Source organism: Streptomonospora sp. PA3 (genome assembly GCF_009728995.1).
Taxonomy (GTDB): Bacteria; Actinomycetota; Actinomycetes; order Streptosporangiales; family Streptosporangiaceae; genus Streptomonospora.
The window spans coordinates 64,452-84,723 of the sequence record NZ_VTZW01000006.1; the positions used below are offsets into that span (position 1 = coordinate 64,452).

Here is a 20,272-nt window from a genome sequence, read left to right on the forward strand (position 1 = left end):
TACCTTCGCAGCGTCCGCGGAATCTCCTCCGCGGTATCGAAGCGGCAACGAATCGGGCGGACCGCCATCGGATGGGCCCGTCCACGCGTCCGCGGAGGCGGCACACTGCGGGCGCCCGCCCGGGCCGCAGCACAATGGGGGTATGACCGGATCCGGTATCGACGCCCTCGGCGTCCTCGCCGAGCCGCTGCGCCGCAGGCTCTACGACTACGTCGCGGGGCACGGCGGCGAGGTCAGCCGCGCCGAGGCCGCCGAGGCGGTGGGCGCACGGCGCAACCTCGCGGCCTTCCATCTGGACAAGCTGGTCGAGGCGGGGCTGCTGGAGGTCAGCCGGCGCAAGGTCTCCGGACGCGAGGGCCCGGGCTCGGGCCGCCCGGCCAAGGTCTACCGGCGCTCCGGGCGCGAGCACGCCGTCCACCTGCCGCCGCGCGACTACGGCGGCGCCGCCGCCCTCCTGGCCGAAGCCGTGGAGCGGGCGGGCGCCGAGGAGGCCCTGTACGCGGCCGCGCGCGAGGAGGGCGAGCGCCGGGGCGCCGCGCGGGCCGGTACCGCGGCGACGGAGGCGGATCTCGCGCGCGTCCTGGAGCGCTACGGCTACGAGCCGGCCCCGGTCCCGCCGGGCGACCGCGCCGCGCGCTCGGCCGGCTGCCCCGACGCGGCCGATCCCCCCGCCCACCGGCCGATGCCCGCAGCCGCGTGCCCGGTGCTGCGGCTGCGCAACTGCCCCTTCGACGCGGTGGCGCGCAGCCACCCGCCGGTCGCCTGCGGCATGAACCTGGAGCTGCTGCGCGGACTGCTTCGCGGCGCCGGCGCGGACTCCTTCCGCGCGGACATGGCTCCGGCGGTGGAGGGCTGCTGCGTCCTGATCTCCGCCGTCGCGCCGGATTCCAAAACCAATTCCGATTGACATAGAACCGCCGGCCGCTCATGCTGAGCCGCATGAGCGACCACTGGCTGGCCCAACTCAACGTCGGCGTCCTCAAGGCGCCCCTGGACGACCCCTCCATGGCGGAGTTCGCGTCCCTCCTCGACCCCGTCAACGCCCTGGCCGAGTCCAGCCCCGGCTTCGTCTGGCGCTACACCGACGAAGGCAGCAACGACGCCACCGCGGCGCGCCCGTTCGGCGGCGACATCCTGGTGAACTTCTCGGTCTGGCGGGACCGCGAGTCGCTGTGGAACTTCACCTACCGCAGCGACCACCTCGACCTGCTGCGCCGGCGGCGCACCTGGTTCACCCGCATGAGCGACATGCACCTGGCGATGTGGTGGATCCCGGCCGGGCACATCCCCACCCTCGACGAAGCGCGCCGGCGGCTGGAGCGGCTGCGCGCCGACGGGCCCACGGCCGCGGCGTTCACCTTCACCACCTCGTTCCCGCCGCCCGAAGCCGCCGGCGCGCCCGAGCCTGCGGCACCTCCGCGGCACTGATCCGCCCGACCGCCCGGGGCCGCCCCGCCGTCCGCGCCGCGGCGCGAAGGCACGTGATGGCCGGGTGGCTTTGGGTAGCGGGCGCCCCGACATCGACCGCGGGAATCGGGGGGTTCCAACGTGTCCGCGACCCGAGGCATCATCGCCCTGGCCGCCGCATCGCTGCTGCTCGCTGGATGCGGCGAGGATTTCGAAGGCGACGACGAAGGCGCTGCCGACCCCTCTCCTTCAGCGGGCCAGACCGCCGAAGCGGGCGCTCCCGACCTCTCCCGTGTCAACGCGGAGTTCCAGGAGTACTCGCCCGAGGCCGAGGCGGTCACCTACGACAAGGAGGCCGTCCCCGTGGGTTCCACGGCCGGCGTGCACGTCACCAAGGACGGCGCGGAGACCGACTTCCACCTCGCGGTGAGCGGCCTGAAGCCCGAGGAGACCTACGGCGCCCACGTGCACACCATGGCCTGCGGCGAGGATCCCGCCGACGCCGGGCCGCACTACCAGAACGACCCGGCGCCCACGAAGACCTCGCACGATCCGGCGTATGTGAACCCCGACAACGAGGTCTGGCTGGACTTCACCACCAACGCCGACGGCGCCGGGACCTCCAACGCCGACGTCGAGTGGCACCCCCGCAAGGGCGAGGCGGGCTCGATCGTGATCCACTCCGAGCACACCAAGGCCGAGCCGGGCGTGGCGGGTGAAGCGGGCACCCGCCTGGCCTGCGTGAACATCCTGATCTAGCCGGCCGGCGCGGGGCCGCCCGCGGCAGGCGGCCCCCGTGGCCTCCTCCCGCGGGCGTGCGCGGCGTGCCGGGTCAGCCGGCGACGAGCCGCCGCAGCACGAGGCGCTCGGCGAGCGTCCAGACGGTGGTTGTCGCCAGGTACAGGCCCGCCGCCAGCGGAACCACCGCGGCGACCGCCACGGTCGCGTAGGGCAGGAACGACATCAGCCCCATCCCGGGCGCCGGCGGGGCCCCCGCCTGGGCGGCGCCTTCCAGGGCCGGCCGCGTCAGCCACCGGCGCGTCGCCCACGCGACCGCGGCGATGACCGCGAAAAGCACCGCGAACACCGGCAGACCGGTTCCGGCGCCTCCGGCGAGCACGTCGCCGAGCGCGGAGGTCAGCGGCACCCCGGCGAGGGTGTGGGAGGGTGAGCCGCCACCGGTTCCGCCGAGCGCCGGGCCGGTGAAGACGCCGTAGAGCACCGTGAAGACCGGCAGCTGGGCCAGCGCGGGCAGGCATCCGCCCATCGGCGAGGCCCCTTCCTCCGCGTAGAGCCGGCGCTGCGCGTCGAGCAGGCGGCGGGGGTCATCCCGGTGCCGGCGCCGGAGCTCGCGCATCCGCGGCGCGAGCCGCGCCCGCGTCTTCTCTCCGCGGACCTGGGGGATGCTCAGCGGCAGCAGCGCCGAACGGACGAGCACTGTCAGCACGACGACGGCCAGCGCGGCGGCGGCCGGGCCGGCGACGGGGTCGAGCAGCTGGGTGAGGGCGATAAGGGCGGTACGGGCCGCATCGACGGCGGTGCCGAGAAGGGGAAGGGAGGCGACGCTCAGCGTCGCGATCGAGTGGGGCTGCGGGAACGGAGTCATCGCGGACCTCGGTTCTGTGCACAGGTGCGGAAGGAAGCCGGAAAGGGTGCGGCACGACCGCGGCGGCGCCGGTCGTCTCCGGACGGCCGGCGGGGCGGAAGTGCTGCTTCGAGGGCGGCGACGCGGCGTGACGGTTTCCGTCGGTCCGGCGGCTAGCGGAGCACCCGCCCCGACCCGCGGCGGCATATCGGCGCGAACCGGTATACGGCCAGGTCACAAGCGGGTTTCCAGGCATGCCGAGGTTTGCGGGCGATTCCGCCGATGATCCAGACTCGACGAGGCAGCTCGCCACTCACCGTGATTGGAGCGCCATGCTTCGTCGAACCGCCGCCTGGGCCGGAGCCGTCGGCGCGGCCGTCCTGATCTCGGCGGCGCCGACCGCATCCGCCGGTGCCCGGGAGCTGTCCTCGACTCTGGAGATCACCGTCGAACGCCCGAAGGCGGGGTCGGTCGAGCGCTTCTGGCTCAACTGCGACCCCGATTTCGGCACCCACCCGCGGCCCCTGGCCGCCTGCGACCGGCTGCGCGCGGTCGAGGGCGATTTCGAGCGCCTTCGCAGTGGGGCGGTGTTCTGCCCGCCGCTCGACGACCCGGTCGCGGTCCGCATCACCGGGACCTGGCGCGACCGGCCCGTCGATTTCAGCGAGCGCTACACCAACGACTGCGACGCGCTCTTCTCCAGCGGCCCGGTGGTACCTCCCTCTTGGGCCTAGCGGGGCGTCCGGGGCTTCGCCCGCCCGTGCACCGGCGCGGGGCCGGCAGGGGACGGCTCAGCCGGTCGCCGGCGCGGCGCCGGGCGCCCTGGGGAGCGGCTTTCCCGGTGTGTCGGGGGCGCGCACCGGCGGCTCGCAGTCGCACCGGGTGCTGCGCAGCAGGAAGTCGCGGCGGCTGTTCTCGGCGGTATCGGTCGCCGGCCGGGCGCACGCGCGGCGGAGGGCCCGTACCAGGGCCGCGCCGAGGGCCGCGGCCGCCAGCACGGCGAACGCGCCCAGAGCGGGGCCGGCGAACGGCAGCTGCGGCAGGCCGGCGTCGAAGCCGAACAGGAGCACGTGCCCGAGCGCGTAGTGGAGGGGCATCGGCACTCCCTTCGTCCGCCGCCGGGGCAGGGCTACGCCCGGTTCGCGGGCCCGCGGTCGAGCCTCACTCTATCCCGCGGCGAACGTCCCGCGCGGCGGTGATCGCGCGCCGATCGGTGCGGGGCGGGGGCGGAGCGCGTCCGCCGGAACGGCGGCGGATGACGACACACCGCACGGAATCCGCGATCATCACGCCCCGATGACGTCTAATTACCGACAGTGATGCACGTTCGAGTCCCCTGAGAAGCACCCGAGGAACGAGAGCCGCGCCGTGCCGATCCGCCCTGCCAACCTCGCCACCATGTCCGCCACCATCGCCGGGGCGCTGTCCGGTATGCGCCCGGCGCGCGACGAGTCCGTCCGGCCCGTCACGGTGACCTTCGAGTCGGGCCACCGGCAGGTGGTCGACGCCGGCGGCTGCCGGGCGCTGGCCTGCGACCAGGGCGGCGTGGTGGCCATCGAGACCGGCCCCGGCTCCAAGTACGCGCTGTTCGCCGGCGACACCTGCCAGGGCGGCCGGGCGATCACCTCGGGGCGCGGATCGGTCACCTTCAGCCAACCCGTGCTGGCCGGCGCGATCGTACTCGGCTGACCCCCGTCACCGGCTCCGCCGCCTGCGACACCGACCGCCCGCCCGCCCGCCCCGCACGCCGAGCCGCACCGGCCGGCGGCACCCGATCGCCGAAACACCGCCTCATGCCTTCGTCTCCTTTCCCGCAGCACGCACGGTTCCCGCAGGCCATGAAGCCGGCGCCGACCCGCGCCCGGCCTGCTCCGCCCGACCGCCGCCGGCCGCTCGGCGGGCGCGCCGGGACTCCCCGCGTCCGCGGCGGACGCGCGCGTGTTCAAGCTCTCGCGCGCAGGTCGGCGGGCGCGGCGGTGCGGGCGGGCGGCCGCCACTCGGGCACGGGCGCGCGCCGGGCACGGCTCGGCATCGGCGCCGTGCTGCGCATCGGAGTGGCGGCCGCGGGGCGGCGCGGTCAGGTCTCGACGCCCGGGCGCACGGCTCCGGGCGGAGTCTCAGGCGATACGGCGCGCCCCCACGAAATGCCGGTTGTAGTAGCCGGACATCTTGACTATCTTGACCCTTTTCCCGGAACTCGGGGAGTGGATCATCCGGCCCTTTCCGACGTACATTCCGACGTGTCCGGGTCCGGAATAGAAGAAGACGAGGTCGCCGGGGCGCAGCTTCGAACGGGAAACCGAGCGGCCCTGATCGAACTGGGTGTAGGTGGTGCGGCCGATTCTCTTGCCGGCCTTCTTGTAGGCGTACTGGACGAGCCCCGAGCAGTCGAAGGATCCCGGCCCTTCGGCGCCCCACCGGTAAGGCTTGCCTATCTGGTCTTTGGCGTGTGCGACTGCTTCCCTGGCGACACTCGAAGCCTGCTGCACTCTTTCCTCGGCGACCGCCGGAGTTGCGGGAACGAGGCCGAGTGCGCCGAGTATCGCCAGGGACGATAAGGTCAGCGCCGTCCTGGCCAGGCGCGGTCTGTTTCCCCGTTTCAGGCGCACGGATCCTGTGGGCGCGTTCATTTCTACCCCCTGTGTTTCCGCTTCCCCGAAGCGGTGTGCTCCGGGACACAGTTCCATAGGGAAACACAGGGTTTCGGCCGGACTTGTTCTTATCGCCGCATTGGCGTGTCGCGCTGGATTCCCCGGCACCGCAGGCGGATGAGGCGCCGCAAGCATCGCCGACCGCGGGAATTCCGGGCGGTACCGGACAGTTCAATGCGGTTTGCCGAGTTTGCCGATATTTCCGGGGTTTCCGAGTCTTGCTGCCGGTATCGCCGCGGCCCGGCCCGGTGCGCCCGGTGACGGGGGCAGGACGCGGATCCGCCGGCAGGCGGCGGAGCGGGGGTCCGGACCGCCCCGCCGCCTGATCCGTCCGAAGGGACGGAGCCGCGGGCGCGGTCTACAGCGCGCCCTTGCCCCACGGCCCGGTGACCGCGTAAGTGATACCGGGGCTCTGCACGTTGAAGAACAGCACCCGCCCGTCGGGGCTGAATGTGGCGCCGGCGAGCTCACTGGTGTTTCCGCTGTTCAGAGCGGCGAAGTCGAAGATCTCGCCGCGGTCGGTGACACCGCGCAGCATGTCGCCGCCCGAGCCGTCCTCGCACAGCACCAGCCCGCCGCTGTTGGGCGAGACGCAGATGTTGTCCGGGCTCTGCAGCAGGTCCGGGTCGACCGACTCATAGACCAGGATCAGCTGGCCGCCCGAGCGGCCGCGGGGGCGGTACTCCCACACCTGCCCCAGTCCGGCGTCGCCGCCGCTGGTGGAGTTGACGTAGACGGCGCCGTCGCCGTACCAGGCGCCCTCCAGGCGGGCGAACACCGCGCCGCCCTTCTCGCGCCCCTGGTTGAACACGGCCAGCGAGTCCCCGCTGTCGGGATCGGGGTCGTCGATGTCGACCCACTCCACCGCCAGCGGTTCGCCGGCGCGCTGCCCGGTGCGGGTGTCGTAGCGGGGGCGGTCCTTGATCGCCAGCATCTGCAGCTTGCCGCCCTCGCCCAGGCGGGAGGGGGCATCGGGCACGAACCGGTAGAAGCCGGAGCTGCCGCGGTCCTCGGTCTCGTAGACGATACCGGTGGCGGGGTCGATCGCGACGGCCTCATGGGTGAACCGGCCCATCGCCTTGTAGGGCACCGGGTCCACCGGGCCGTCGGCGTCCACGGGGACCTCGAAGACGTAGCCGTGGGGGGTGTCGGCGTCCAGGCCGGTGAAGGTCTCCTCGCACGACAGCCACGATCCCCAGGGAGTGGGCCCGCCGGCGCAGTTGCGGATGGTCCCGGCGAGGCTGGGGAAGGAGTCGACCAGGCGCATCTGCTCGGGATCGAAGACCAGCGTGGTCGTACCGCCCGCGGCCTGCGGATCGTAGCTGGGGGAGGCGAAGGCGGCGCCCCCGCTCTGCTCGTGGTTGCGCACCAGGCGCAGGGTGCCGTCGTCGCCCTCGAAGGCGGCCATGCCGTCGTGCCGACCGGGGGTGGGCAGGCCGCCGCGCATGGGGGTCCCGGTCCGACCGAACGCGACGTAGGAGAATCCGGCGGGCAGCAGCAGCTCCCCCTCGGGCCCGGCCGGGCGCAGCGGACCGTATCCGCCGTTGTCGGGGGCCGCGGTGCCCCGGTTGTTGCCGCGGCCGGGGCCGGCGGCGTGGGCGGCGGTCTGTCCCATGAGGCCCTGCAGGGCGGTCGCGGCACCCACCAGGCCGGTTCCCGCCAGGAAGCGTCTGCGGTTCACACCGGGTGTACGTGCGTCGATACTGTCGGGCATCGGCCCCTCCTTCGACGAGCTTGCGGGCAGGGGCGAGCCAATCCCGCCGAGGTGACCCGCACGTAAGGCCCGCATCTCCAGCGGCTGACGCAGCAGACAACAACCGCGCGAAGCGCCCTGGAGGCAGCGGCGGGCGCGCGGCGGGGATGCACGGCCGACCGGGCACGCGCCGAAGACCCCGCGGGGCGGCTCCGAGCGGTTCCAAGCGGTTCCGGCGGTTCTTCCGGCGTGCCGAGGGGCCGGAGAGCCCGGCGGTCCGCGCTCACTCCTCCAGGCAGCGCTCGATGATCCCCGTCAGCCGCCGGGTCAGCGCGGCTGGATCCTGTTCCATGAGCGAGTCGGCCCCGCCCATGCGGCGGACGTTGCCCACGCCGATCAGCAGGGCGGCCACCAGGGTGGCGCGCGTGCGGGCCTCGGCGCCGCCGATGTAGGCGGCCAGCGGCCCGATGATCGCGCTCTGCAGCCGCTCCTCGAACACCGACTGCAGATCGGGGTCGCCGATGGAGTGCATCAGGGCGCGCTGCAGCGGCGTTCCCTCGCCCAGTGTGCGGTGGACGACGTGTTCGGCGATGCGCCGGGGCAGGGTGGCGCGGTCGCCTTCGAACAGCCCGGGAAAGGCGGCGTCCTCGGCGATGACCTCGGCGAGCAGGCCGCGCTTGGCGCCGAAGTACCGGTTGATCAGGGCGACGTTGACACCGGCCGCGGCGGCGATCCGCCGCGAGGACACCTGCGCGTAGCCCTCCCGGGTGAACAGGTCGCGGGCGCAGTCGAGGATGCGCTGGCGCGTGGCCTCGCGGTCGCGCACCCGCCCCTGGCAGGTGTCGGTGTCCGGTCGGTCCATCCGGGCTCCCATGCTGTCGCCGTCGCGGAGTCCCTGCTCAGCGCGGCTTCTCGTGCGCGGTTCCCCGCACTATAACCCCTCGCCTTGACAAGTCAACACTGTTTACTTATACCTGGAGGGAGAATCCACCGGACTGTCCGACCAGGGGATGGTCCGTCCTGTCCGCCCCGGGCCGCTCCAGCGCGCAGGCCCGGGGCCGGCGGCGCAGCGCGATACGGGGCGAGGGAACAGGAGAAGCCGGACGTGGAACGACGCTTAGGGGCGGCAGACACCCACGACGCGGCGGTGCCGGGGGAGCAGGCCGCCGCGGAGGCCGCCGACGAGGCGCAGGTGAACTACTCGCGGCGCCAGATCGTCGAGATCCTCATCGGGCTGATGCTGGCCATGCTGACCTCGATGCTCACCACGTCGATCGTGGGCACCGCGCTGCCCACCATCGTCGGCGAGCTCGGCGGCCAGGACCGCCTCTCGTGGGTCGCCAGCGCGACCCTGCTCACCATGACCGCGTCCACCCCCGTCTGGGGCAAGCTCTCCGACGTATGGGGCCGCAAGCTGCTGTTCCAGATCGCGCTGGTCGTCTTCATCGCCTCGTCGGTCGCCGCCGGCTTCGCCGACGACATGACCTGGCTGATCACCGCGCGCTTCTTCCAGGGCATCGGCACCGGCGGGCTGGCCGCGCTGCCCCAGATCATCCTCGGCGACGTGGTCGCACCGCGCGAGCGCGGACGCTACTCCGGCTTCCTCGGCTCCGTCTTCGGCGTGGCCACCGTGGGCGGCCCGCTGCTGGGCGGCTTCCTGGTCGACAGCCCGCTGGGCTGGCGCTGGTGCTTCTTCATCACCGTGCCGCTGGCGGTGGTGGCCTTCATCGTGATCCAGCGCCTGCTCAAGCTGCCGGCGCGGCCGCGCACCGCAAACCGCATCGACTGGTGGGGCGCCACCTGCATCGTCGGCGCCGCCAGCGCCGTCATGCTGCTGCTGAGCCTGGGCGGGCAGGAGTTCGCCTGGCGTTCGGCGCCCTCCTACGGGCTGATCGCCGCCGCGGCGGTGCTGCTGGTCGCCGCCGTGCTGGTCGAGCGGCGCGCCGGGGACCCGATCCTGCCTCCGCACCTGTTCCGCAACGGCACGTTCGTCCTCGGCTCGCTCGCCTCGGCCACCGTGGGCATGAGCATGTTCGGCGTGATGATCTACCTGCCGCAGTACCTGCAGATCGTGCAGGGCCTCAGCCCTACGGCGTCGGGTCTGATGACGCTGCCGATGGTGCTCGGCCTGCTGACGGCGTCGGTCACATCGGGCTTCCTCGTCAGCCACACGGGAAAGTGGAAGGTCTTCCCGGTCGTGGGCACGGTGCTGATCGGCACCGGGTTCTTCACCCTGACGCGCCTGGAGGCCGAATCCGGCCTGGTGCTGGTCGGGGTCGGCGTCTGCCAGATCGGGCTCGGCCTGGGGCTGTGCATGCAGATCCTCATCCTGGCGACGCAGAACGCCGTCAAGCGCGCGGACCTCGCCTCGGCGACCTCGGCCGTCTCGTTCTTCCGCAACCTCGGCGGCGCGATGGGGGTGGCCGCCTTCGGCTCGGTGATGGCCAACAGGCTGCACGACGAGCTCGCCGAGTCCGCCCGCGCCATGGGAGCCGCACCGGGTACGGCGGACCTGGCCGATTCGGCCGGCGGCTCCCCCGATGCGATCCACGCCCTGCCGCCGGCCGCCCAGGACGCCGTGATCACGGCCTTCAGCAACGCGATGCACACGGTCTTCGTCCTGGGCATGCCGATCGCGGCGGCGGCATTCGTGATCGTGCTCTTCTTCAAGCAGATCCCGCTGCGCTCGGGCCGCTGAGCGGCGCGGACCGGCGAGCGCGCACCGCGTCCCCGGGGCGCGGCCGCCGGCCGGCGGAGGGCGGCTGCGGGGCCGCGGCCTCAGAGATAGCGGCGGAAGCCCTCGGCCGAGTTGGCGAAGCCGACCGCTGAGTAGAACGCGTGGGCGCCGGTGCGGCTCTCGTGCGAGAGCAGCTCGATCTTGTAGCAGCCGGCGCGGGAGGCGCGGTCGACGGCCTCCTCCACCAGCGCACGGCCCACACCGCCGCGGCGGCAGGCCGGATCGACCACCAGGTTGTCGACGATCGCCCACGACTGCGCGTCGTGGGTGAGGTTGGCGACCACCAGCAGGTCCAGGGTCCCGATGATCTGGCCGCGGCGCTCGGCGACCAGGACCGAGCGGTCGGGGTCGTTCTCCATCCGGGTCCAGGCGCGCACGGCCGCCGAGGACATGCGGACGGTGCTGCTCTGCGCAGGGGTGGTGTCGCCCAGTTCGCGTAACAGCCGCAGAATCGCACCGAGGTCAGACCGGATGGCCGAGCGGATAATCATGGCTTCCGGCATCGTAGCCGACACCGGGCAGAAGACCGACGTCGCCCCTCAGGCCTGGACAAACGGCGCGGAGCGGGACGCTTTCGAGCATCCCGCTCCGCGTACGACATGAGCGAGTCCAGGCGGACCCGGCCGGCGGTCGGCGCAGGCGGCGTGCGCACGCGACGGACACTCCGCCGGGCGCCGACCCCGGGTCACGGCTTGATGATGCGCACCCCTTCGGAGGCGTCCCCCTCGTCGGGTCCCGGGGCCTGTGCCGCCTCGGGCCGCTGGTGGATCGCCGTGATCCCCGGATCGTTGGCCGGAGCCGCCGGCGCCTGTCCCCCCTGCTGGGGCCGGCCGCTCTGGTTCTGCTGCTGCGGTTGCTGTGTCGGCTGCTGCTGCGGTGCGGGGCCCGCATAGCGCTGGCCCTGCGGCTGCGGCGCCTGGCGGACCGGCTGCGCCGCGGCCCCCTCGCCCTGCCTGCCGGCGGGCGGCTGCGGGTCGAGGCGGACCGTGGACTCGTCGGCCACGTCCAGCGGCCGGCCGGCGGGGCCGACCTGCGCGCCGGACTCGGCCTGCTGCCGGCCTACCGGGGCGTTGGGACCGGAGTCGCCGCGCGCCCCGGCTGCCGCGGGCGGCTGCTGCGGCGACGCGGCCGCGGCCTGCTGCTCGGCGGGCTGCGGACGCGGCTTCTGCTGGGCCTGCCCGCCCTGCTGCCCTTGCTGAACCTGCCGGCCCTGCTGCGGGCGGCCGCCCTGCTGCTTGGCGGACTGGTCGGCCTGCTGCCCGGACTCGCCCGAGCCCTCCTGCTCGGCTGCGAACTCGCCCTGGGACAGCCCCGTCTCCAGCGGCCCCGCCTTCTTCTCGGCGTTGAGCAGTTCGGCCAGCGTGCCGTGCATGTCGCTGAGCCGGCGCACGGCCTCGCCGTGGGTCGCCGTGAGCGTGGCCAGCCTGCGGTCGGCGGTGTCGTTGATCTTCTTGGCCCTGGCCTCGGCGTCGGCGACGCGGCGCTGGGTCTCCTCCTCGGCCTGGGACCGGAGCTGTTCGGCCTCCTGCTTGGCCGCCGAGACCATCTCCTGGGCTTCGGTGCGCGCACTGGAGACGACGCGCTCGGCGTGCTCCTCGGCGTCCTTGACCCGCTTGGCCGCCTCTTCCTCCGCCTTGCCGCGGATGGCCTCGACTTCGCTGTCGACCTTGCTGCGCTTCTCCTTCGCCTCTTCCTCGGCGATGCGAAGGATCGTGGACATGCGTTCGCTGATCTGTTCGTGCTCGGGCTTGACCGCGGCCTGCTCCTTGGCCTCGGCCAGCTCGCGGCGGAGCTGCTCCAGCTCGTCGTGGGCGCGCGCCAGCCGCTCCTGCAGGTCGCGGGTCTGGTTGTGGGTGCGCACCACGTAGTCGTCGACCTGGCGCTTGCTGTAGCCCCGCTTCTCGGTCGGGAAGGCTTCCTCGCGGAGGAAGTTCGGCAAGATCTCTGCGCTGTGCTCGTTCATGTCCTAATCAACCAGGTTGGCTGCCAATGGGATGGTGGCCGGACTCCCTGCCTATCATTCCCATAACACCCGGAAAACACGTCAATGACATTCATTCCCCAAGCTTGGCGGTGTGATGGGAAACCGCAACAGAGACCCGAATCGCGTGCGAAGTGTGACGTAGTGAACACGGGGGGAGGCGACTACGGTAATGGCCCCTACACCTCCCGCTCAATAGCCTGGACGGATCGTTCGCGCGTGCGGCGCGGCTGCGCGGCCGCCGTGCTCACTGCACTACTAAGGTATGCCCGTTCCCGGCGGCGCGGAGCCCGAGTGCGCCGATTGCACGGCGCGTCTCACCCGCCCGCCCGAGCCAAGGGAGGTCACGTGTCCGCTCCGCTCGTCGGAGACGCCCCGTTCGGTGAGCCCGATATCCACCCCGACGCCTGGATCGCCCCCGGGGCGGTCGTCGTCGGTCGGGTCCGCATCGGCGCCCGCAGCAGCGTCTGGTACGGCTCGGTCGTGCGCGCCGACACCGAGGACATCGTGATCGGGCAGCTGTGCAACATTCAGGACCAGTGCGGCCTGCACTCCGATCCCGGCGAGCCCGCCGTGCTGGCCGACCGCGTGAGCCTGGGGCACAAGGCGATGGTGCACGGCGCCGAGATCGGCGAGGGCGCGCTGATCGGTATCGGCGCGGTCGTGCTGGGCGGCGCGCGCGTGGGCGAGGGCGCCCTGGTGGCCGCCGGCGCGCTGGTGCCGCCGGGCAAGGAGGTCCCCGCGGGCACCCTGTGGGCCGGCCTGCCGGGCAAGGTCGTGCGCGAGCTCACCGACGAGGACCGGGCGGGCTTCGCCGAGACCCCGCAGAAGTACGCCCGCTACGCCGAGCGCCACCGCGACGTCACCTGGCTCAGCTCGCATCGGCGCGACTGAGGAGGCGCCGGCCGTCCCCCGCCTTCTGCGGCCGCGGCGCCCGCCCGACACCCGCCACCCCCACGGAGGCGCTGCGCGCCACCCGTTCGCCGCCGCCCGACGCGGCGCCGCACGGATCCCTCCACCCGCACATGACCGTCCGCATTCCGGTTAACGGCCGGGTGAGGACGTCACAGCGTTCAGTAGGGAGCGATCGGCGATGGGGCCGTCACAGGGGTCGAAGAGGCGGCCCGCGCCGCTGGGGCGCTGGGCGCGGATCGGGCAGTGGTTCCGGCGCGCCCGCTCGGAGGGGGCCGAACGCACGACCCTGCTGCTGATCGTCAAGAGCACCCTGGCGGGCACCATCGCCTGGGCCGTCGCCTACACCGCCATGCAGGCGACCGCGCCCGCGTTCGCGCCGTTCTCCGCGGTGCTGATGATCCAGGTGACCGTCTACCAGTCGCTGGCCCAGTCCGTGCGCTACCTCGCCGCGGTCGCGGCCGGCGTGGCCGTGCAGGGCCTGGTCGGCTTCCTGACCGGGGCCGGCCTGCTGACGTTCGCGCTCGTCACGTTCATCGCACTGGTCATCGGCAGGTGGCCGCGGCTGGGCTCGCAGGGATCGCAGGTCGTCACCGCGGCGTTCTTCGCCTTCGCCCTGTACGTGACCGCCACCAGCACCGTGGAGCGCGCCTCCCAGCTGGGCCAGATCATCCTGCTGGTCGCCATCGGCTGCGGGATCGGAGTCGCGGTCAACGTGCTCGTCGTCCCGCCCATGCGCTTCCGCAGCGCCGAGTACGGGGTCCGCTCGCTCGCGCACGCGATGTGCGACCTGCTCTCCGACATGTACCCGGCGCTTCGCGAAGTCGAGCTCGACCAGGAGCGGACCGGGCAGTGGCGGCACCGCGCCGCCGCGATGGAGGGCACCGTCGCCCAGGCCCGCAGCGCGGTGCGCACCGCCGAGGAGAGCGTCTACTACAACCCGCGGCGCCTGCTGCGCCGGTACCGGTACGGCACCCGCTCGTTCTCGGGCTACGCGGGCGTGGTCGCCGCCCTGGAGCGGGTCTCCTACCAGCTGGCCTCCGTCACGCGCACCCTCGACCAGTCGGTGTCCGCCACCGAGGACGGACCGCGGCGCACCGAGTTCTTCGGGCTCTACGGGGACTTCCTCGCCGCTCTGGCCGAGGTCGCCCGGCAGCTCAGCGAGGTGGAGCAGGACCGGCTCGCCGAGCAGACCGATCAGCTGGCGTCGCTGACCCGGCGGGCGGCGGAGTGCGCCCAACGGTTGACCGAGACCGCCGAGGCCGAGGAGGCCCCGAGGCGGCTCGTCGATGACCCGGCGAGCCCGTACGGCACCATGCTGATCGAGGCGTCGCGGCTGCGCCAGGAGTTCGAGAGCACCTGCGGGATCCTGCGCCGGTCGGTGGGGCAGGAGCCGTCCTGAGCCCTCGGCCGGGCGCGGTTCCGCCCGTGTTCCCGACTACGTCGTGTCCGTCCCAGGCGGCACGCGGAGGTTCCTGGAAAGCGGCACCGCCGCCGTTCTCAGCACGCCTGGCCGCGCCCTTCCACGGGGCAGGGCGCCTCGCGGTCCCAGCCGTTGGGTGAGCAGGCCACCACCGAGACGAACGCGCGCTCGTCGCCACCGAGCTGGTACTGCCAGGTGACGTCGCGGCCGTCGGCCAGGTCGCGCAGAGCAGCGGCGTACCGGCCGCCGGCGGGCGCCCAGAAGGCGTCCGGGCCGTCGATCTCGGTGCGCACCTTCTCGTACTGGGCGGCCATCCACTCCGCGGCGCCTTCGGGCTCGCCCCAGGTGCCCGCGACCTTGTCCGCGGGCTTGCGCAGCCACCAGCACATCTTGACGGGAGGCACGTCCGCGGTCGTGAACTGGGGACCGTCGATATGGGTGTCGCGTGCCTTGCGCGAGCGCTCTTCGTCGGATCCGCGCCAGAAGTACCCGTGGTAGTGCACGTGCCGATGTTCGCACGCGGCGGGCGGCCTGGCCACCGGGACACCCGGCTCCCGCAGCGCCCGGCGCGCGGTGGTACCGACCGCTGCTCCTAGTCCTGTCGGCCCGCGGCGACCGTGCGTGTATACCGCCGGATGACTACTCGAACGTGGTTCTGAGAATGGCCCGTCTGGGTCATGCGACGGCGGGCTACCCGGGCGTAGCCTTCGTAGAGCGGGATGTCCCCGGCGGGATCCCACGAAGGTCGGTGGTCCGACCCGGGGATACGTGTGACCGCCTCCCGCGTTCCCTTGTCCCGGGCGGGTCGCGCCCCCGCGGTGCTGTCGATGGAGGTGGGCGCGCATGGATCCGGACGTGCGCCTCCACGATCATGTGGCGATGGCGGAGATCGAGCTCTACGCCGAGCTGCTGATCGCCGTCGCCGGGTCGGATCGGCGGCTGACCTACGAGGAGATCGACATCGTGCTGGGCGTGCGCCGCGCGGTCCCCGAGCAGACGCGGCGCCGCGTGCGCGGGCGCCCGGTCCGCACCCGCCACCTCGGCTGATCCCGCCGCCCGCGGCACCGCGACCGGCTCGGCAGGGCCGCGCCCCGGGTGGCGGCCTCCCGGAGCGCGACCCTGCCGAGCCGGGGCCGGCGACGCCTGCGGCGGCGCGCCGGGGCGCGCCGCCGCTCTCGGCGGAGGCGCTCCAGGCCACCGCCGAATCGCGTCCGCAGCGAACGACCGCGGGGCGCGGCCTTCGTCAGGCCTTCTCCTTCTCCCCCTCCTCGGCCGGGGCGGAGCCGCCCTTGACCGAGCGCAGCAGCAGCTGGGAGACGTCGACGACCTCCAGCGTCTCCTTGGCCTGGCCCTGCGACTTCTTCTCGTTGATGGCGTCGCCCAGCATCACCTGGCAGAACGGGCAGGCGGTCGAGACGGTGTCGGGGTCGGTGGTCAGCGCCTCGTCCACCCGCTCGGTGTTGATGCGCTTGCCGATCCGCTCCTCCATCCACATCCGGGCGCCGCCCGCGCCGCAGCAGAAGCCGCGCTCCTTGTGCCGGTGCATCTCCTTGGTGGTGATGCCGGGCACCTGCGCCATGATCTCGCGCGGCGGGGTGTAGACCTTGTTGTGCCGCCCCAGGAAGCAGGGGTCGTGGTAGGTGATGTTCTCCTCGATCGGCTGGACCGGGGTGAGGCGGCCCTCCTCCACCAGCCGGGCCAGCAGTTGGCTGTGGTGGACCACGTCGTACTCGCCGCCCAGCTGCGGGTACTCGTTGCCCAGCGTGTTGAAGCAGTGCGGGCAACTGGCCACGATCTTGGTGACGCCGGCCTCGTTGAGCGTCTCCACGTTCTGCTGGGCGAGCATCTGGAAGACGTACTCCATGCCCAGCCGGCGCGCGGGGTCGCCGGTGCAGGCCTCCATGCCGCCCAGCACCGCGAACTTAACCCCGGCCGTGTGCAGCAGCTCGGCGATGGCCTTGGTGGTCTTCTTCGCGCGGTCCTCCAGCGCACCGGCGCAGCCGACCCAGAACAGGTACTCGGTGCCATCGGGCAGCTTGTCCTCGACAACCGGGACCTCGAAGTCCAGCTCGGCGATCCAGTCCATGCGCCGGTCCTCGGCCATGCCCCACGGGTTGCCCTTGTTCTCCAGGTTCTTCAGCAGGGTGTTGGCCTCGGAGGGGAAGCTGGACTCGATCATCACCTGGTAGCGGCGCATGTCCATGATGTGGTCGATGTGCTCGATGTCGACGGGGCACTGCTCGACGCAGGCGCCGCAGTTGGTGCAGGACCAGAGCACGTCGGGGTGGATGACACCGCCTTCCTCCTCGGTGCCCACCAGCGGCCGCTGCAGGAGCGCGAGCACGTCGGTGTCGGCGTGCGCGGCGTCCTCCGCGGCCTTCTCCTCCAGCGTTTCCGCGGTCACGCCCTGCATCAGGTACGGCGCCTTGGCGTAGGCGTGGTCGCGCAGGTCCATGACCAGCTTCTTGGGCGAGAGCGGCTTGCCCGTGTTCCAGGCCGGGCACTGCGACTGGCAGCGGCCGCACTCGGTGCAGGTGCTGAAGTCCAGCAGGCCCTTCCAGGTGAAGTCCTCGACCCGGCCGACGCCGAAGGGGTCCTCGTCGGGGTCGGCCTCCTCGAAGTCCAGCGGCTTCTTGCCGGTCTTGTCCATCATCGGCTTGGCCGCGCCCAGCGCGGGAGAGCCCTCGGGGTCGCGCTTGAAGTAGATGTTGAACGGCGCGGTGAAGCGGTGCCAGCCGATGCCCATGGTCACCACGGCGGCCAGCACCATGAAGAACAGCCAGGAGATGATCAGCTTGAACGCGGCGACCAGGGCGAGGCCCGGCTCACTGGCCGGCAGCACGGCACCCAGCGCGTGGGAGATCGGCGTGGCCCACACCGGGAAGGGGAACTCGTCCATGGCGACCTTGAAGCCGCGGATCACGAAGATGGCCGCCAGCAGCGCGATGATGTAGGCCTCGACGTAGTAGGCCGTCCAGTGCACGGAGTTGGCGAACCGGGATCCGCGCCCCAGGCGGCGCGGACCCTTGATCTGCCGGTAGACGGCCAGGCCCGCGATGGCGGCCAGCCCCAGCCCGGCGATCACCTCGATGGCCAGCCCGTAGACCGTCCAGTCGTGGATGACGGGCAGGTGGAAGTGGGGGTCCCACACCTCGCCGTGCGCCTCGGCCACGGTGAACACCAGCAAGGGGAAGGACACCATCACGAACCAGTGGGCGATGCCCACCCACGGCCGCTTGAGCATCCGGGTGTGCCCGAGCACCTCGATCAGCGTGGTCGTGAGTCGCCGGCCGAAGGGCCCGGTGCGCCCGTCCTCCACCGGCCGGCCCAGACGCACGGTCTGCACCATCCGGCGGACGCCGAACGCGAACATGGCGACCCCGACCACGGCGAAGAGGGTCGTGATGATCCCCAGAACGATGTAGAGCATCGCCCGCGGCCTCCCATCCTGCTGTAGTGCCCCGATGCGCCACACATCGGAGGTCCCCCAAATGTTACTAGCCAGTAATGGCCGGTGGATCCATCGCCCCTGACACGGGCGCCGCCGAGACCGCACCCTCAACGGTAGAAGACCCCGCCCCCTCGCGTATCGGCGGGTTCACCTGCGTTTTCCCCCGGACGATGCACCCGCTCGCCGCCGTCTCGCCCGGTGGGCGGACAGGGACACCGACGCGACGCGCAGCGCCCCCGTTGGGGCGGTGGGTGACGGGCGGGCAAGGGGGCGACGCGCAGCGTCTCCGTTGGGGCGGTGGGGGGCGACGGGCAAGGGATACGCGGCGCGCAGCGCCACCGTTGGGGCGGTGGGGGGTGACGGGCGGGCCCTGAGGCACCCCCGGGTTCCCCCTGAACCCACCCGGAGTCCGCCACTCGGGTGCCCGGCTCGGGAACAAACGCCGTGGTCCGAGCCGTTATAGGGGCGGAAACCCACATTGAGTCGCCGAGGCTCAAGTGATTTGACAGTAGGCGAGCCGCGAAGCAAACTTACGTCTGTAAGACTCAACTCTGACGGAGGAACGTACTCATGGCACGTGCGGTCGGAATCGACCTGGGGACGACGAACTCGGTCGTCTCGGTCCTGGAGGGCGGCGAGCCCACGGTCATCGCCAACGCCGAAGGCGCCCGGACCACCCCGTCCGTCGTTGCCTTCGCCAAGAACGGCGAGGTGCTCGTCGGCGAGGTCGCGAAGCGTCAGGCGGTCACCAACGTCGACCGGACCATCCGCTCGGTGAAGCGCCACATCGGCACCGACTGGAAGACCGAGATCGACGGCAAGGACTTCAACCCGCAGCAGATCAGCGCGTTCGTGCTGCAGAAGCTCAAGCGCGACGCCGAGGCCTACCTGGGCGAAGAGGTCACCGACGCCGTCATCACGGTTCCGGCCTACTTCAGCGACGCCCAGCGCCAGTCCACCAAGGAAGCCGGCACGATCGCGGGCCTCAACGTCCTGCGCATCATCAACGAGCCCACCTCCGCGGCGCTGGCCTACCACCTGGAGAAGGAGGACGAGGCCACCATCCTGGTCTACGACCTCGGTGGCGGTACGTTCGACGTCTCCCTGCTCGAGGTCGGCGACGGCGTGGTCGAGGTGAAGGCCACCAACGGCGACAACCACCTCGGCGGCGACGACTGGGACCAGGCGATCGTCGACTGGCTGGTCGAGCGCTTCAAGAACAACAACGGCGTCGACCTGTCCAAGGACAAGATGGCGCTGCAGCGTCTGCGCGAGGCCGCTGAGAAGGCCAAGATCGAGCTGTCCAGCTCCAGCGAGACCGCGATCAACCTGCCCTACATCACCGCCTCGTCCGAGGGCCCGCTGCACCTCGACGAGAAGCTGACCCGGGCGGAGTTCCAGCGGCTGACCTCCGACCTGCTGGACCGCACCAAGGCGCCGTTCCACCAGGTCATCAAGGACGCCGGCATCAGCGTCGACAAGATCGACCACGTGGTCATGGTCGGCGGTTCCACCCGTATGCCCGCGGTCGTGGAGCTGGTCAAGGAGCTGACCGGCGGCAAGGAGCCCAACAAGGGCGTCAACCCCGACGAGGTCGTGGCCATCGGCGCCGCGCTGCAGGCGGGTGTGCTCAAGGGCGAGGTCAAGGACGTCCTGCTGCTGGACGTGACCCCGCTGTCGCTGGGCATCGAGACCAAGGGCGGCGTGTTCACCAAGCTGATCGAGAAGAACACGACCATCCCGACCAAGCGCTCGGAGATCTTCACCACGGCCGACGACAACCAGCCGTCGGTGCAGATCCAGGTCTACCAGGGCGAGCGCGACATCGCGCAGTACAACAAGAAGCTGGGCGTCTTCGACCTGACCGGCATTCCGCCGGCGCCGCGCGGCGTCCCCCAGATCGAGGTCACCTTCGACATCGACGCCAACGGCATCGTGAACGTCACCGCGAAGGACATGGGCACCGGCAAGGAGCAGTCGGTCACCATCTCCGGCGGTTCGGCCATGAGCCAGGACGAGATCGACCGGATGGTCCGCGAGGCCGAGGAGTACGCCGAGGAGGACCGCAAGCGCCGCGAGGAGGCCGAGGTCCGCAACAACGCGGAGTCCCTCGTCTACCAGACCGAGAAGGTCATCAAGGACAACGAGGACAAGATCCCGGCCGACGTCAAGACCGAGACCGAGAGCGCCGTCGGCGAGCTGAAGAAGGCGCTGGAGGGCACCGACATCGAGGCGATCCGCCAGGCGAGCGAGAAGGTCGCGCTGGCCAGCCAGAAGATCGGCTCCTCCATCTACGGCCAGAGCGACCAGCAGGGCGGCGGTGAGGACGCCTCGGCCGGCCCTTCGGACCAGAGCGACGACAGCGACGTCGTGGACGCCGAGATCGTCGACGAGGACAAGAAGGACGGCAACGCCTGATCGGCCGAGAGGCA

At 72.0% G+C, this 20,272-nt stretch carries 19 protein-coding genes; 10 read left to right on the forward strand and 9 right to left on the reverse strand.

The features are described 5' to 3' along the window. The first annotated feature begins 142 nt into the window (after positions 1–142). From FZ103_RS04100 to FZ103_RS04110, 3 genes are all read left to right on the forward strand, one after another. Positions 143–907, forward strand: a complete 765-nt coding sequence (locus FZ103_RS04100) for a metalloregulator ArsR/SmtB family transcription factor (protein WP_155998959.1) — start codon at positions 143–145, stop codon at positions 905–907. Positions 908–939: 32 nt separating this feature from the next. Then, positions 940–1,428 carry a DUF3291 domain-containing protein gene (locus FZ103_RS04105; protein WP_155998960.1) on the forward strand — a complete coding sequence of 163 codons (489 nt, stop codon included), beginning with the start codon at positions 940–942 and terminating at the stop codon, positions 1,426–1,428. Between the two features lie 120 nt (positions 1,429–1,548). Continuing rightward, the gene (locus FZ103_RS04110; protein WP_186355790.1) at positions 1,549–2,166 is read left to right on the forward strand and encodes a superoxide dismutase family protein; all 618 of its coding nucleotides are present in this window, start codon (positions 1,549–1,551) and stop codon (positions 2,164–2,166) included. A 73-nt stretch (positions 2,167–2,239) separates the two neighbouring features. Here the strand turns inward: FZ103_RS04110 and yidC are convergent, their stop codons facing one another. Then, on the reverse strand, positions 2,240–3,013 hold the full coding sequence (yidC, locus tag FZ103_RS04115) for a membrane protein insertase YidC (RefSeq protein WP_155998961.1): 774 nt from the start codon (positions 3,011–3,013) through the stop codon (positions 2,240–2,242). 311 nt (positions 3,014–3,324) lie between these two features. Between yidC and FZ103_RS04120 the strand changes: the two genes are divergently transcribed. Next, the gene (locus FZ103_RS04120; RefSeq protein ID WP_186355791.1) at positions 3,325–3,726 is read left to right on the forward strand and encodes an SSI family serine proteinase inhibitor; all 402 of its coding nucleotides are present in this window, start codon (positions 3,325–3,327) and stop codon (positions 3,724–3,726) included. A gap of 57 nt (positions 3,727–3,783) precedes the next feature. Here the strand turns inward: FZ103_RS04120 and FZ103_RS04125 are convergent, their stop codons facing one another. Then, entirely contained in the window at positions 3,784–4,089 is a 306-nt protein-coding gene (locus FZ103_RS04125) for a hypothetical protein (protein ID WP_155998963.1), read from the reverse strand. Positions 4,090–4,360: 271 nt separating this feature from the next. Between FZ103_RS04125 and FZ103_RS04130 the strand changes: the two genes are divergently transcribed. Next, positions 4,361–4,681 carry a phosphatase gene (locus tag FZ103_RS04130; RefSeq protein WP_186355792.1) on the forward strand — a complete coding sequence of 107 codons (321 nt, stop codon included), beginning with the start codon at positions 4,361–4,363 and terminating at the stop codon, positions 4,679–4,681. A gap of 428 nt (positions 4,682–5,109) precedes the next feature. Here FZ103_RS04130 and FZ103_RS04135 read toward each other — a convergent pair whose 3' ends face one another. The 3 genes from FZ103_RS04135 to FZ103_RS04145 form a co-directional block, all read right to left on the reverse strand. Then, complete coding sequence (locus FZ103_RS04135) at positions 5,110–5,622, reverse strand: C40 family peptidase (protein WP_155998964.1); 513 nt, start codon at positions 5,620–5,622, stop codon at positions 5,110–5,112. Between the two features lie 379 nt (positions 5,623–6,001). Beyond that, complete coding sequence (locus FZ103_RS04140) at positions 6,002–7,357, reverse strand: alkaline phosphatase PhoX (protein WP_155998965.1); 1,356 nt, start codon at positions 7,355–7,357, stop codon at positions 6,002–6,004. A 262-nt stretch (positions 7,358–7,619) separates the two neighbouring features. Next, a complete protein-coding gene (locus FZ103_RS04145) occupies positions 7,620–8,198 on the reverse strand; it encodes a TetR/AcrR family transcriptional regulator (RefSeq protein WP_155998966.1) in 579 nt (192 codons plus the stop codon). Positions 8,199–8,441: 243 nt separating this feature from the next. On the opposite strand from FZ103_RS04145, the gene FZ103_RS04150 reads away from it, so the two are divergent. After that, positions 8,442–10,034 (forward strand): MDR family MFS transporter, encoded by a 1,593-nt coding sequence (locus FZ103_RS04150; RefSeq protein WP_394350072.1) that lies wholly within the window; start codon positions 8,442–8,444, stop codon positions 10,032–10,034. 80 nt (positions 10,035–10,114) lie between these two features. Here the strand turns inward: FZ103_RS04150 and FZ103_RS04155 are convergent, their stop codons facing one another. Both FZ103_RS04155 and FZ103_RS04160 read right to left on the reverse strand, forming a co-directional pair. Then, a complete protein-coding gene (locus FZ103_RS04155; protein WP_155998968.1) occupies positions 10,115–10,564 on the reverse strand; it encodes a GNAT family N-acetyltransferase in 450 nt (149 codons plus the stop codon). A gap of 194 nt (positions 10,565–10,758) precedes the next feature. Continuing rightward, the gene (locus FZ103_RS04160; protein ID WP_155998969.1) at positions 10,759–12,036 is read right to left on the reverse strand and encodes a DivIVA domain-containing protein; all 1,278 of its coding nucleotides are present in this window, start codon (positions 12,034–12,036) and stop codon (positions 10,759–10,761) included. A gap of 366 nt (positions 12,037–12,402) precedes the next feature. Here FZ103_RS04160 and FZ103_RS04165 point away from each other — a divergent pair, with 366 nt between their 5' ends. Together FZ103_RS04165 and FZ103_RS04170 are read left to right on the forward strand one after the other, a co-directional pair. Further along, positions 12,403–12,948, forward strand: a complete 546-nt coding sequence (locus FZ103_RS04165) for a gamma carbonic anhydrase family protein (protein ID WP_186355793.1) — start codon at positions 12,403–12,405, stop codon at positions 12,946–12,948. A 199-nt stretch (positions 12,949–13,147) separates the two neighbouring features. Further along, a complete protein-coding gene (locus tag FZ103_RS04170) occupies positions 13,148–14,368 on the forward strand; it encodes an aromatic acid exporter family protein (protein WP_155998970.1) in 1,221 nt (406 codons plus the stop codon). A 98-nt stretch (positions 14,369–14,466) separates the two neighbouring features. On the opposite strand, the gene FZ103_RS04175 is transcribed toward FZ103_RS04170, so the two are convergent. After that, complete coding sequence (locus FZ103_RS04175; protein ID WP_155998971.1) at positions 14,467–14,892, reverse strand: hypothetical protein; 426 nt, start codon at positions 14,890–14,892, stop codon at positions 14,467–14,469. A 340-nt stretch (positions 14,893–15,232) separates the two neighbouring features. On the opposite strand from FZ103_RS04175, the gene FZ103_RS04180 reads away from it, so the two are divergent. Beyond that, positions 15,233–15,436 (forward strand): hypothetical protein, encoded by a 204-nt coding sequence (locus FZ103_RS04180; protein WP_155998972.1) that lies wholly within the window; start codon positions 15,233–15,235, stop codon positions 15,434–15,436. A 196-nt stretch (positions 15,437–15,632) separates the two neighbouring features. Here the strand turns inward: FZ103_RS04180 and FZ103_RS04185 are convergent, their stop codons facing one another. After that, positions 15,633–17,819, reverse strand: coding sequence for a (Fe-S)-binding protein (locus FZ103_RS04185; protein WP_155998973.1), 2,187 nt, complete (start codon positions 17,817–17,819; stop codon positions 15,633–15,635). Between the two features lie 591 nt (positions 17,820–18,410). Between FZ103_RS04185 and dnaK the strand changes: the two genes are divergently transcribed. Next, the gene (gene dnaK, locus FZ103_RS04190) at positions 18,411–20,258 is read left to right on the forward strand and encodes a molecular chaperone DnaK (protein ID WP_155998974.1); all 1,848 of its coding nucleotides are present in this window, start codon (positions 18,411–18,413) and stop codon (positions 20,256–20,258) included. Positions 20,259–20,272 lie beyond the last annotated feature (14 nt).

Bases quoted from the DNA above. Each gene is read 5' to 3' on its own strand.
- FZ103_RS04105 (WP_155998960.1), top strand. From the start codon at position 940: ATGAGCGACCACTGGCTGGCCCAACTCAACGTCGGCGTCCTCAAGGCG.
- FZ103_RS04160 (WP_155998969.1), bottom strand. From the start codon at position 12,036: ATGAACGAGCACAGCGCAGAGATCTTGCCGAACTTCCTCCGCGAGGAA.
- FZ103_RS04145 (WP_155998966.1), bottom strand. From the start codon at position 8,198: ATGGACCGACCGGACACCGACACCTGCCAGGGGCGGGTGCGCGACCGC.
- FZ103_RS04180 (WP_155998972.1), top strand. From the start codon at position 15,233: ATGGATCCGGACGTGCGCCTCCACGATCATGTGGCGATGGCGGAGATC.
- FZ103_RS04125 (WP_155998963.1), bottom strand. From the start codon at position 4,089: ATGCCCCTCCACTACGCGCTCGGGCACGTGCTCCTGTTCGGCTTCGAC.
- dnaK (WP_155998974.1), top strand. From the start codon at position 18,411: ATGGCACGTGCGGTCGGAATCGACCTGGGGACGACGAACTCGGTCGTC.
- FZ103_RS04100 (WP_155998959.1), top strand. From the start codon at position 143: ATGACCGGATCCGGTATCGACGCCCTCGGCGTCCTCGCCGAGCCGCTG.
- FZ103_RS04135 (WP_155998964.1), bottom strand. From the start codon at position 5,622: ATGAACGCGCCCACAGGATCCGTGCGCCTGAAACGGGGAAACAGACCG.
- FZ103_RS04185 (WP_155998973.1), bottom strand. From the start codon at position 17,819: ATGCTCTACATCGTTCTGGGGATCATCACGACCCTCTTCGCCGTGGTC.
- FZ103_RS04155 (WP_155998968.1), bottom strand. From the start codon at position 10,564: ATGATTATCCGCTCGGCCATCCGGTCTGACCTCGGTGCGATTCTGCGG.
- FZ103_RS04170 (WP_155998970.1), top strand. From the start codon at position 13,148: ATGGGGCCGTCACAGGGGTCGAAGAGGCGGCCCGCGCCGCTGGGGCGC.
- FZ103_RS04140 (WP_155998965.1), bottom strand. From the start codon at position 7,357: ATGCCCGACAGTATCGACGCACGTACACCCGGTGTGAACCGCAGACGC.
- FZ103_RS04120 (WP_186355791.1), top strand. From the start codon at position 3,325: ATGCTTCGTCGAACCGCCGCCTGGGCCGGAGCCGTCGGCGCGGCCGTC.
- yidC (WP_155998961.1), bottom strand. From the start codon at position 3,013: ATGACTCCGTTCCCGCAGCCCCACTCGATCGCGACGCTGAGCGTCGCC.